Annotated in this window: 6 protein-coding genes; 3 read left to right on the top strand and 3 right to left on the bottom strand. The window is 59.7% G+C overall.

The genetic code is table 11. The annotated features are described in order from the left end of the window. Positions 1 to 71: 71 nt before the first annotated feature. Together VNM72_05070 and VNM72_05065 are read right to left on the bottom strand one after the other, a co-directional pair. Positions 72 to 1,073 (bottom strand): DUF1028 domain-containing protein, encoded by a 1,002-nt coding sequence (locus tag VNM72_05070; protein ID HXF04771.1) that lies wholly within the window; start codon positions 1,071 to 1,073, stop codon positions 72 to 74. A gap of 220 nt (positions 1,074 to 1,293) precedes the next feature. After that, positions 1,294 to 4,101 carry a carboxypeptidase regulatory-like domain-containing protein gene (locus VNM72_05065; protein ID HXF04770.1) on the bottom strand — a complete coding sequence of 936 codons (2,808 nt, stop codon included), beginning with the start codon at positions 4,099 to 4,101 and terminating at the stop codon, positions 1,294 to 1,296. Between the two features lie 421 nt (positions 4,102 to 4,522). Between VNM72_05065 and VNM72_05060 the strand changes: the two genes are divergently transcribed. The 3 genes from VNM72_05060 (at position 4,523) to VNM72_05050 (ending at position 9,674) form a co-directional block, all read left to right on the top strand. Next, on the top strand, positions 4,523 to 7,930 hold the full coding sequence (locus VNM72_05060) for a fused MFS/spermidine synthase (protein HXF04769.1): 3,408 nt from the start codon (positions 4,523 to 4,525) through the stop codon (positions 7,928 to 7,930). Positions 7,931 to 8,211: 281 nt separating this feature from the next. Next, positions 8,212 to 9,117: a metallophosphoesterase gene (locus VNM72_05055; protein ID HXF04768.1), complete on the top strand. Its 906-nt coding sequence runs from the start codon at positions 8,212 to 8,214 to the stop codon at positions 9,115 to 9,117. After that, on the top strand, positions 9,114 to 9,674 hold the full coding sequence (locus VNM72_05050) for a CDP-alcohol phosphatidyltransferase family protein (protein HXF04767.1): 561 nt from the start codon (positions 9,114 to 9,116) through the stop codon (positions 9,672 to 9,674). Before VNM72_05055 ends, VNM72_05050 begins: the two co-directional genes overlap by 4 nt. On the opposite strand, the gene VNM72_05045 is transcribed toward VNM72_05050, so the two are convergent. After that, positions 9,668 to 12,076, bottom strand: a complete 2,409-nt coding sequence (locus VNM72_05045) for a sigma-54-dependent Fis family transcriptional regulator (GenBank protein ID HXF04766.1) — start codon at positions 12,074 to 12,076, stop codon at positions 9,668 to 9,670. The two genes, VNM72_05050 and VNM72_05045, sit on opposite strands and share 7 nt — an antisense overlap. Positions 12,077 to 12,392 lie beyond the last annotated feature (316 nt).

The following is a 12,392-nucleotide window of genomic DNA, read 5'->3' as shown; positions in this document are numbered from 1 at the left end:
TTCCTTGGGCCGAAAGTGCGCCGTGAGAGTCACCCGTATGTGCGCGACTGAAATCAGGGTCGTCGAACCGGCTACCTTCCCGCCATCAACTTTTGATAGGCGGGCTCATTTCTGAGACTGTCAAATGCCGGGTTATGCGTGACAAGGAGCGCCAGGGGGCGGTTGAGCGTGAGCGCCTTCTCCAGTTCCGCGAGAGCCGCCGGTTTGTCTCCCGTCCTGGCCAGCAACGCCGCCAGACGATAGTGCACATCGCCGTCCTGAGGATCTTTTTCCACGACCTCTCGAACGAGGCGGATGGCTTCGGTGATCTTTCCCTCCTGTTCCAGGGAGAATGCGCGATAAAGTTTCAGCGTCAACCGGTAGCGGCGGAGCAGGCGTTGCAGTTCTTCGATCGGTTCCGGATGATCGTCCACGCGCAGATCAATGTAGCGATCCGTTCCCGCGAACCCGGCTCCGGCTCGTACGACCAGCAGGCCAGCCGATTGCTTTCCGCGCGCATCGCCTCCAGCGGCTTGCCCTGCCGCCAGTGCAGCGACGAGGCGGTCAGCCAGATCACCTCTGGTTTCCTCGAAGGCTTTTCCCATCGCCTGAACGACCTGCTGGCCGACGAGGATATTTCCCTGGGCGCTGTAATACTTCCCCTTGATGGCTCCCGCCCAGGGCGTGCACTTCGATCCGGTGAAGGTTTCCACCGTGCCCCGCGCGTCAATGACGGCCAGTTGCCTCCGGTCGCGTTCGGGATCGGCCTCGGTCAATCTCTTGACGACTTCGGAAGCACTGAGCCCCTGCTCGAGCAGCTTGAGTCCTTCCGGGCCGTAGGAGTAGTTGGCGAACGCTTGCGTGGCAATGGCGCCGACGCCGGCCTTCGCCCAGGGAACGATGGCTGCAGCGTTAAAGAACTTCGACTGCACGGCCACGCCCCACTCTTTGTTGTCGGGATCATAGGCGACGATGGAAAATGTGGAGAGGAGATCGTCCGGGTCTTTCTCCGCCAACTGAAGGGATGGAACGAATAAAAGCAGCAGCGCAAGGAACGTTTCAGCGTGGACGAGCCGATTCTTCCTCCGTCGCACTTTTCCCTCCTCAAAATCCCTGCCAGCGGATGAAACATTTCCACGGATAGGAACATCCGTGGGCGCTTTTCATTCGCGGACGGGGAGGTCCATTCTCATCCCTCGTGGTGTGCCATGGCACATGGCCGATTCTCTCATCGAGATCATCTTCATCTGGGGGCGTCGGCGGTCCTGGCGGCGGTCAGGCCGCCGACGCCCGGCGACACGGTTATCGCCCGGCCTAGAACGAATAGCGGAACGCCAGCCGGGCGACTCGCGGCGGCAAAATCGAAAGCGGTTGACCGAAGCGCGAACCCGTCGTCGTCACCAGCGTCAGTGTCGTATTGGCGTTGAGGGTGTTGAAGATGTCCAGCGATGCCTCTACCCGATGACGCTCGGCGATGCGGAATCGCTTGGTGAACCGCAGATCCCAGAGATTGACGTTGGGCAGCCGCAGACCGGTGTCGAACCCTTCGGCAAAAACGGTGACCGTTCGCAAATTGGGCAACGTGACGCTGAGCGTCCGCCGATAGGGATCACCCCGCTGGTGCTTGAAGATGCTGCTGATCTGGAAGCCCCGCGGTAGCTCGTAAATGCCCTGCAGCTTGAAGAGCCACTCCCAGGTCGAGCGCGTGCTGTTCAGAAGCGCATTGGGATTAGTCGCATTGGTGCCTTCGTTGAGCTTCTCGATGGTGTAGCCGGTCACGATCATCCACCGACGGGACATCCGTTTGAAGGCTTCGATCTCATAAGCCACATAGTTGTTGAGAAATCCCGGATCGTTCGAGACCAGGAACCGAGGATTGGTCAGCCGAGTGTGGTCATCAATATCATAGAGGGTGAGCTTGCGATCATCCGCCGTGCCGGTTTGACCGTCGCGCCCCGGATCCGTCACCGTCACCGGAATGTTATAGGCCGAGAAAGGAGCATTCAGGGGGAAGCTGTTCCAGCGCCTTTTCTCAAATTTGCGGATGAAGTTGAAGCGCAGAGAGAAGTCGCGGAATAGCTCCCGCTCCAAACCGGCGGTGAACTCATCCGTGTAGGAGTTTTTGATGTCGGGATCCAGCGTGCGATTCTGACCTCCCACGACGGCAATCAGCGTCAGCTCGTCCGGCGACCAATCTCGATCTCCATTTTTATCGTTCCAGGAGTAGCGTTTGAACGTCCGGGTTGAAGGATTGACCAGATCAACGAGATCGGTGCTGGGATTGAAGTAGTAGCGTCCGTAGCTCAACCGCAGCACGGTCTTCGTGTCACCGAACAGATCCCAGGTGAAGCTCAATCGCGGAGCGACGTTGGTAAAGTGGGTGACGTCATCATTCTTGGGAATGACGAACTCTTGCTGGAAGCGTCCGGCGGGCTGTTTCTGATCCCTCCAGAAGTTCCGATAGCGATCCAGACGCACGCCGAGATTCAACCGGACATGACGCCCCAGCTCCCAGCCGTCCTGAGCGAACAACGCCGTCGTGTGCAATCCCTGATGGAAGAACCAGGGATAGTTGTACTGGCGAATTTCCACGGGAGTGGCCGTAGCGCAGGAGAGGTTCGGGGCAACGCCGGTGCAGCCCCGGAACACGTAGACGGTGTCCTGCGCATTGCCCTCCCACACGCCGAACTCGATGCGCCGTCGGAATTCCAGCAATCGCCAGGCACCGAACTTGAGGTTGTGACTGCCGCCGAGGAAGTTATCCACGCGCCAGGAGAGACTCCCCTGCCATTGCCAGCGTCGTTGCTCGTTGAGGAAAAACGCCGTTTCCGGTGGACCGATCTGAAAGGCCGAATTGTTCAGATCGAGCTGTCGTGGCCGATGGCTGTAAGGCCGTTGGGGCCAGTCATATCCCATGTGGCCGACATTGACATCCAGCAGGATCTTGGGCGAGAGCGTCGCCACCCACTGCACCTTGCCGGCCCAGGACCAGGAATCCTGATTGGCCACGGCATCGGGTGCAGTGAAGCGATCCGGAATGTTGGCCAGCCAGTTCCGGTAGGGCTGAATCTTGCGTCCTCCCTGGGCGAACCAATGAATGGTATTGTTCGGCGTGAGCTGATAGGTCAGCTTGATGGTCTGGTTTTGCAGTCGCGTCGGGAAGAGGTCCGTTTCACCCTTGGGAGAGACAAAACCCAGGGCCCCCGCGTGATTGCGTTGATCGCGCCAGGAGGCGAACCACCACAGCTTATCCCGGATGATGCGTCCCCCGGCGTTGGCATTCCAGTCGTTGTAGAGCTTGATCTTCTGAGGACGGACAAAGCCCAACGCCCGCAACTGATCATTCAGGTTATCCCAGTTGAACCGCTCGGTCTCGTAATCCACGTAGAGTTCGCCGTGGAACTCGTTGGTTCCCGTTTTGATGATCGTGTTGATGAAGGTACCCGGGACGGGAACCTCGGCGCTCTTGGACCCGGCCACGATTTGCATCTCGGTGAACGCGCCGAAGTCGTAATAGAATCCCGCCGCTGCCGAACCTTCCGCCGTGATGACGCCATCAATGTTGGGCCAGTTCTGGCCCGAAGCTCCGTAGTTCCTGTAGCCGGTTTGAGTTCCCGCCGTCGCCCCACCCACATCATGTCGGGTCATGGTGATGCCGGGCGTCATCGCCAATGTCACCCAGATGTCGCGGGCCGTCGGCAGTTCTTTCAACAACCGCTCGGTATAGTTGATCCCGACCTGCGTGGTCGTCACATCCAGCACAGGGGTCTCCCCTACGACCGTCACCGCTTCCTGAAGCGCCGCGACTTCTAGCGTCACGTTGATCGTCGCCGTGAATCCAACCTTAACTTCCACATCGGTTCGAATGACCGTCTTGAAGCCGCTCGCTTCGAACTTCAGCGTGTACAATCCTGGGGGGAGCGCCGCGAAGACATAGGAACCGAGTTCGTTGGTCTGAGTCGTGCGTTCACCCATAATGACCGCACTCGTGAGCGTAATCTTGACCCCCGCTACAGGATCACCCTTTTCATCTACGACATGCCCATTGATGTAGCCGGTGATTTCTTGCGCCCACAGAAACGCCGGGGGTGCAACAATCATCACCGCGAGAAGTACCACCACACAACGCCTCCACATATACCTCACCTCCTTAGTTTTTGATCGGGATGCCGGGTATTTTAGACAAACCGGGCGGCTTGTCAAGCGGGAATTCCAAGCCCCGGTTGTGGGTCCGTGAATTTTCCGACGAATCCGTCCGTGTCCGTATGAGAGCGGGGTTGAACGGAAGCGCCATTCGCTCATCATTTTCCGCTCAGGCATCTCTCCCTGCCGCCCCTGACGGAACCCGGGTTACGCTCGGCACACCATCGGACCTCTGGACGCGCCCTCCCCACGCAACCTTTCAGATGTCGTTTTGAGATGCATCCCATTGCCGGCCAGGCTCCGTGTGCGACCGGCTGTCGGTTCGTCCCAGACCAATGCGGTTGACGGCGTCGGGAGCGCTTATTTAAGCTTCAGTGCGAGCCAATTCAAGGGTGGCGCCGTGGTACGTTGGTCAGTCCATATCCGGTGGATTCTGACGGTTTGCTTTTTGCTTTCGGGCCTATGCGCCCTCGTCTATGAAGTCCTGTGGGTGCGAGCCTTCACCTTGATCACCGGTCGCACGGTCTTCTCCGTGAGCACCGTGGTGGCTGCTTTCATGGCCGGATTGGCGCTCGGCGGTTTCTTGCTGGGGCGGCTGGCCGATCGGATGCGCAGTGGGAGATCCCTTCTCCGGCTCTATGGTTTGCTGGAGATTGTCATTGGACTGTATGCCGTCTTTCTCCCTCGGATGATCTCCGGGTGTGAACCGCTGTTCGCTTTCATCTACCGGCATGCGTCGGGTTCCGGTTACATGCTCGATCTGGCGCGGGTCGCTGTGGGCTTTCTCCTGTTGATCCTCCCCACCACCTGCATGGGAGGAACCCTGCCTGTGTTGAGCCGATTTTTCTGCCGGGATCGGTTCGACCGGGTGGGGTTGGAAGTGGGCCGACTCTATGCGCTGAACACTGTGGGCGCAGCGCTTGGAAGCTTCAGTGCCGGCTTCGTCTTATTGCCCTGGTTAGGACCTCGCCTGACGCTGTGGATGGCGAGCGCGACCAATGGTGTTCTGGGCCTCGTGGTTTTGGGCATCGCCCAGAGTCTGCCTCTGACGAACCATCCTCTCGACGACGAAGTCCTTTCCTTTGACCGGGAGGGGCGGCCCGCCCGACGGGAGAGCGAAAAGGCGGCGTCTTCGGTGCCGGGGAAGGACAGAACGAATGACGTTTTGCCGATCGTCACCACTTCAGGGATCACGCCGCCGGGTTCAGCCTCTTGGCGGCTGAGGGTAGTGCTACTCATCTTCTTCCTCTCCGGGTGCGTTGCCCTCCTCTATGAAGTGGCCTGGACGCGGACTTTGAGTCTCGTTGTCGGACCGACGGTCTATGCTTTCAGCCTGATGCTCACGACCTTTATCGTCGGCCTGGCCCTGGGGAGTTTTCTTGCAGCCAAGAGAGTGGATCGCTGGGGTGGGCGAGAAGATGGCTGGTCTCTTCTGTGCTGTCGGCTCTCGGCCCTGGAGATGCTCATCGGATTGACCACTCTGGCCCTTCTGCCTGTCCTCAATCGCCTCCCGCTTGTCCTGGCCGGAGTGGTCCGCCGATATGCCGAGGATTTTGTTCGGCTTCAGGCGGTTCACTTTGGGCTTCTCTTTGGCCTTCTGCTCGTTCCTACGCTTCTGATGGGGATGATCTTTCCGATCGCCACGAAACTCTACGTCCGAGAGAAAAGGAGACTCGGCGAAGAGCTGGGGAACGGGTACGCCGCCAACACCGTCGGAGCCATCGCGGGATCGCTGCTGGCCGGATTCCTGTTCATCCCGTTGGTCGGCACCGAGCGAACCTTCCACGCCGGTGTTGGATTGAATCTTCTCATCGGCTTGTTGGCGCTGCTCATCAGTCGCACGCGTCGGCGGTGGGACTGGATCGGGAGCGGGCTCCTTCTTGCCATCGCTCTGTTGGGCTACGGATTCTCCCCACGATGGGATCCGGAGCTTCTTTCGGCGGGAGCCTACAAATATGCCCTCTATGCTGAGAGTGCGAATCTGGATCTGCTGCTCACACGTGGTGACCTGGTCTATTACAAAGAGGGCGTCAGTGCGACGGTTTCCGTCCGCCGACAGGGCGACGAGATGACGCTCGCCATCGAAGGAAAGGTAGACGCCAGCGATAGCGGTGGCGATATGACGACGCAAAAACTTTTGGCTCATCTGCCTCTGCTTGTGGCCGAGGCGCCTGGCCGGGTGTGCATCATCGGACTCGGCAGCGGCGTGACGCTGAATGCGGCGCTCAAGCACCCCATCGGTCGGGTGGACGTCGTCGAGCTGTCGCCGGAGGTCGTCGAAGCGTCGCGCTTTTTCCACCATGTCAACGAACGCGCTCTTGAGGATCCGCGCGTGCGGCTCATCATCACTGACGGTCGGAATCATCTCCTGCTGACCGCGGAAACGTACGATGTGATCATCTCCGAACCGTCCAATCCCTGGATGGCCGGCGTGAGCGGGCTTTTCACCCGCGAGTTCTTTCAACTGGTATACGCTCGACTGACGGATCGGGGAATCTTCTGCCAGTGGCTTCACAGCTATAACATGTCCGGACGCGATCTCAAAAGCGTGTTGAGGGCTTTCCAGGAAGTCTTTCCGGGCGCGAGCCTGTGGGCGCTCAATGAGAATGATCTGCTTTTGCTCGGCCCGAAGGATCGCTCTTTCGAGCTGCATCGAGAACGACTCGAGCGCGCCTTCAGGCGAAAAGAAGTGAGCGACGATCTGAAGAAGATCGCCATCTTTGATCTGGACAGCCTCCTGAGCCTCTACGTGATGGAGGGGGACGACGTGAACCGTTTCACCGCGGGAGTGCCGCCCAACAGCGACGACCATCCGGTGCTGGAATTTTCCAGCCCGCGCTACATGCATGCCCGGACCGGCGAGTCGAACTACCGGGAGCTTGTTGGTTTTCCCAGGGTCGTTCCCCTCCCGCCGGTCGTGCGGGAGGTTCATGCTCAGGCAACCTGGGTGAATTTTCAGAACAGGGGGCAGATGTACGAGTTCGCTGAAAGTCCCTGGCTGGCATTCGAGCAGTATCGGAAAGCTCTCGAGCGGAATCCCCGGGCCGCCGAAGCCCTGGACGGTCTTCGCCGCACGGCCCGTTCCGGCGATGAGCGGGCGGAGGTCAAACGCCTCTTCCGCGATCTTCTCCAGCAAAACGAGGACAATCTCGCAGCCCGACTCGCGCTGGCGGCACTCTACTTCGATGAGCGGGCCTATTCGGAATGTATTCGTGTGCTCCGTCCCCTGGTCGAAACTTCTCCTCGGTCAGTTCCTCTTCGAGCGGTGGAACAACTCGCTGCCTGCTATGAAGGAGCTGCCGATTGGGAATCACTCACTGCCATCGCTCAGATGCTTCTGAACATGAACCCACGTCACAGCGAGGCTTTGTTCTATCTGGCGACCATCAAATATCACCAGGGAGCTGCTGCTGACGCCGTGCAGCTCGCCAGACAGAGCCTCGCTGCCGATCAGCACAATATCAAAGCGCTCAACCTGCTGGCCATTGCCTACGCGCAAATGGGTCACGTCAGTCAGGCGAAGGCCGTTTTCGACCAGGCCCTGCAACTCCGTCCGACCGAGGCGATGACCTCTTACAACTACGGACTGTTCTGCATGGACAACGGTTGGTTCGACCAAGCCATCGAGAAGTTCACACAAGCGGTGGAGGTGGATCCGGGACATCTGCCGGCCTATATCGGACTGGCCGAAGCGTATCTGCGAAAAGGAGAGAAGAATCGGGCGCGACGATGGGCGGAGCGGGCGCTCTCCCTGGAGCCGGATAACCCGCTCGCCCAGCAAATCCTGAAGACACTCTCCCGACCGTGAGGGCAGCGGTTTGCCCGAGGGGTCACGACTTCACCGCAGGATCACCGGAAGACGGTCAAGCCGTGGTCAGTCCCGGAAGGGCCAGCAAAGAGGAGCCAGGCGCGTGGAGACGGAGGAAAGGACACGAGCATCCGAAGAAATGGTCCGGCTGGCCTCTGGGATTGAGTTCGACAATTGCGACGTGCACCTGAAACTCCCCCGGCCTCTTGCCGGAGAGGCGCGTCCGAGTTCATAATACGGGCTCGCCTGGCCCGGCTCGCTCGGTGGATGGAGGAAAGAGAATGCCACGAGGGATACATGGCCATCGGGAAGACGGCGAGAGTCGTCTCGCAAGAGAGCTGCGGCGGTGGTCTCTTTTTTCTTCGGAAGGAACCCTTTCACGGAAACGAACGCGAACCGTTTTGGGGATCACGGCCAGCGCGATGGAGCTGGCGCGGACGCTGCTGAACGAAACGCGCAATATTGAGGTGACCTATCAGCGGATCAGCGTAACCGATCTTCCGACGGAATTTGACGGCTACACGCTTGTTCACCTTTCGGACATTCACTATAGCGCCTTCGTCGAAGCCGAGTACATTGCTCGGGCCGTCGCTTTAACCAACCGATTGGAGCCCGACCTGATTGTCCTCACGGGCGATTACGTCAGCCACTCACGATGGTACATTGGGGGATGCGCCGAAGTGCTCGGGGAGTTGCGTGCCCCCGATGGGGTTTATGCCGTCCTCGGCAATCATGATTTCTGGACGGATGCGGCAGCGCTGGAGCGGGCTTTTCGGCGGCGAGGGATCGAGCTTTTGCGAAATGCTCACACGGAACTCCGGAAAAAGAGCGATGCGCTCACGCTGGCCGGGGTGGACGATGCGACGCTGGGCGAAGACGATCTCCAGCGGGCTCTCCAGGGAGCGATCTCGACCCGGCCGATCATTCTGCTGTCGCACAATCCCAACATCATCTGGCAGGCTGCTGCCGCCGGAGTGGCGCTTGTTCTGGCCGGCCACACGCATGGCGGTCAGATCAACATCCCCTCGTGGCGGAGACGAGCACGGCGATTCTGGCCCTATCTCCGAGGATACGGGCAACAGGCCCGCACTCAGATCTATGTCAATCGCGGCCTGGGGACGGTGATCGTCCCCTTCCGCTATCGCTGCCGTCCGGAGATCACGCTCATCGAGTTGAGGCGGGAATGACCGAGGTGATGACCGTCGCCAATATTCTCACGCTGATCCGCCTCGTTTTGATTCCCGTTTTCGCCCTGCTGACGGTTGAAGAGAAGCTCTCCACGGCCATCGTTGTTTTCGTCATCGCGGCGATCACCGATTTGCTCGATGGTCTGACGGCCCGCTATTTGCACCAGAGCACATCGCTCGGGCGCATCCTCGATCCGGTGGCCGATAAGGTGATGCTGGTGACAGCTTTTGTCATTCTCACGCTGCCGGGGCACACCTATCGCCCGATCCCCCTGTGGCTGACGGTGATCGTCATCAGCCGCGATCTCTTCATCGTGCTGGGAGCAGCGGCCATTTTCCTGACGACGAACTTTCGCGAGTTCAGACCGAGCCTGCCGGGAAAGGTCAGCACGTGCATTCAATTTCTCACCGTGACAGTTGTTCTCGCGGCCAATACCTGGGGCCTTTTCCTCGACCAGCTTCGATGGCTCTACGGAGTAACGTTTGCCGTCACGCTGTTCTCCGGCATTCACTACATCGCTCACGCCGCGCGGCTGGTGGAGAGCGCGCGTCACTGAGACGACCGCGGGGAGGATGATCCTTCCCGGAGGACGCCGTACTTCTCCAGTTTTCGATAGAGCGTCTTCCGACCGATCTTGAGCAAGCGGGCGGCCTTGGTCTTATCGCCGCCGGTGAAATCAAGCGTCTGGAGAATGATCCGGCGTTCGACCTCGCTCATTGGCAGCCCGATTTCCAGCTCGAGCGTTGTCTGAGGGGCATCGGCCGACAGCGGACGGAGGGCCTGAGGGAGATCGCTGACGGTGATGAGATTTCCCGTCGTGGTGGCGACCGCCTGTTCGATGACGGCTTCCAGCTCGCGGAGACCTCCCGGCCAGTCATATCGCCGCAACGCTTCCCAGGCGCGCTCGCTCAGTCCCGTGACCGACTTGCCCAGCTTCTTCCGGTAGAGGTCGAGGAAGTGCATCGCCAGAGGGTAGACATACTCCCGTCGCTCTCCCGGCGATGGCATGAGCGACTCCAGAAGAACGCGCCGTTCCATCTCTTCCACCGGAGCGCCGACATCGAGGCCGGCGGCCGCGAGGCTCGATTCCTGCTGGTTGCCGCGAATGGTCTCCGGCAGGTCGTTCACCGTGATCATCCGTCCCGAGGCCAGGATCACCGCTCGTTCGATTGCGTTCTCCAGTTCGCGCACGTTCCCCGGCCAGGTGTATCTCTCCAGCAGTTCCAGGGCCTTCTCCGTAATTCCCGTAATGCGCTTGCCCGACTTCTTTTGATAGCGCTTGATGAAGTGAATGACGAGCGGACGAATATCCTCGGGCCGCTCCCGCAGCGGCGGAATCCGAATGGGATAGACATTCAACCGGTAGAAGAGATCGAGGCGAAATCGCCCGGCCTCGACGGCCTTCATCAGTTCGACGTTGGTGGCGGCAATGATGCGCACATCGGTCTTGATGACCTGATTGCCTCCGATGCGGGTGAACTCTCCGTCCTGCAGCACGCGCAGGAGTTTGACTTGAGCGCTCAGACTCATCTCCCCCACCTCGTCGAGGAAGAGCGTTCCCCCATTGGCTTCCTCGAACTTGCCGATGCGTCGGCTGCGAGCATCGGTGAAGGCTCCGCGTTCGTGTCCGAAGAGTTCCGTTTCCAGCAGTGTCTCGGGCAGAGCGCCACAGTTGATCTTGATATACGGTTTGTTGGCGCGCGGGCTGTTGTAGTGGATGAGGTCGGCGATCAGCTCCTTTCCCGTTCCCGATTCGCCCTGAAGCAGAACGGTCGTCGGGCTGTCGGCGACGTGCATGGCCATCTCGATGCATTTCTTGATCTTCTCGCTCACCCCGATGATCGGCTCCGGCGCTCGCGTGCCGCGAAGCTGCTGACGGAGTTGAACGACCTCAGCGCTCAGTTGATCCTTCTCCAGCGTGATGGCGATCTGATTGGCGATCCCGGCGACCAGTTCGACTTCATAGCGGGTGAACTGTCGCGGGCGGCTGAGCCAGATGAGGTTGAGCAATCCAAACGCTCGGTCCCGAATGATGATGGGGACAATGAGGGCCGACGTGGCTCCGGAGAACAGCACATTGAGGAAGAAGTCGGCCAGATCGCCGCCATCGGAAGACGCCAGCGGCAATGGTTTTCTCGCCTCGAACGCCGCTCGCACCATCGGGTGATCTTCCACATCGAGCGGCTCGACCCGCAACCTGTCCCGCCCCGGTCCCCGCACGAGATCAAAATGAAGATGCTTGCCGCTGGCATCGAGGACGGCCAAACAACCGACGTCGGCCCCGATGAGCGCCACCGCTTTGTCAATGACCGAGCCGGTGACATCGAGGAAATCTCCGCTCGTGTTGATGTCGTTGGCGATCTCCAGCAGGACGCGATTGATGTTGGCCTCTTTCTCCTTCTCCGAATAGAGCTTGGTGTAGGCATAGCCGATGGCGACCTGCCGGGCAATGGATTCGATGAAGCTGATCTCCTCGGGCAACCAGGAATGCGGCTTCTTGCAGTACTGGAGTCCGATGAGGCCGAGCACCTCCGACTTGAGCACCACCGGGACGATCAGTAGCGAGCGCGTGGCCGTCATCTCCACGATCTTGGCCAGGAGAGGATCCAGCGTCAGCGCCGCCGTATCGTTGATGGCGATGGAACGACGAAGGTCCAGTTTGCCATTGAGTGCCTGAATGTCGGTGGGGACCTTCAATCCCAGCATCGAGGGAATGGAGTCGTCGGCGCGATACTCGTACTCGATCCGCAACTCACCCGAAGGCGAGCGGACGAGGAAGTTACAACGATCCACCTCCATGAGCTTCCCCAGTTCGGAGGCCGCCGCTCGCAAAAAGACGTCCAGATCAATGAGCTGGTGGGCTTCGGGATTCAACCGATTGATGATAGCGTCACGGGCTTGATACATCCGAAGCCGTCGTTCCAGCGTAACTCTCTCGGCTTCCTGAGCCGTCATCATAGGATTAGTCCCCCCTTGTAGCGCAGGCTTTCGAGCCGGCGTTCTCTCGCCTCTTCGATCAGAAACACCATCGGTGTCAAGCCGATTGTCATGACTTCACAAGTATAGCATATCACGACAGCACACCATCCCGTGGGGCTTTCCCCTGAAAGCCGCCTGACGACGGTGGGCCCAGGCCCCGAGGATGAGCCCAACCTGGCGGGGAGAGAAGGGCGAGAAAAAGCGACGCGTCCAATGGCTCGCTTGGGACAGGTCGCTTCTCCGGGACTCGTTCATGCGGCTGCTACGCGCAGCCTTCGTGCCGCTTGATTCCGTT

Source organism: Blastocatellia bacterium (genome assembly GCA_035573895.1).
In the GTDB taxonomy this organism is placed as follows: domain Bacteria; phylum Acidobacteriota; class Blastocatellia; order HR10; family HR10; genus DATLZR01.
The sequence above is the reverse complement of the archived record's forward strand: the minus strand, read 5'-3'. Positions and strand labels throughout refer to the sequence as shown.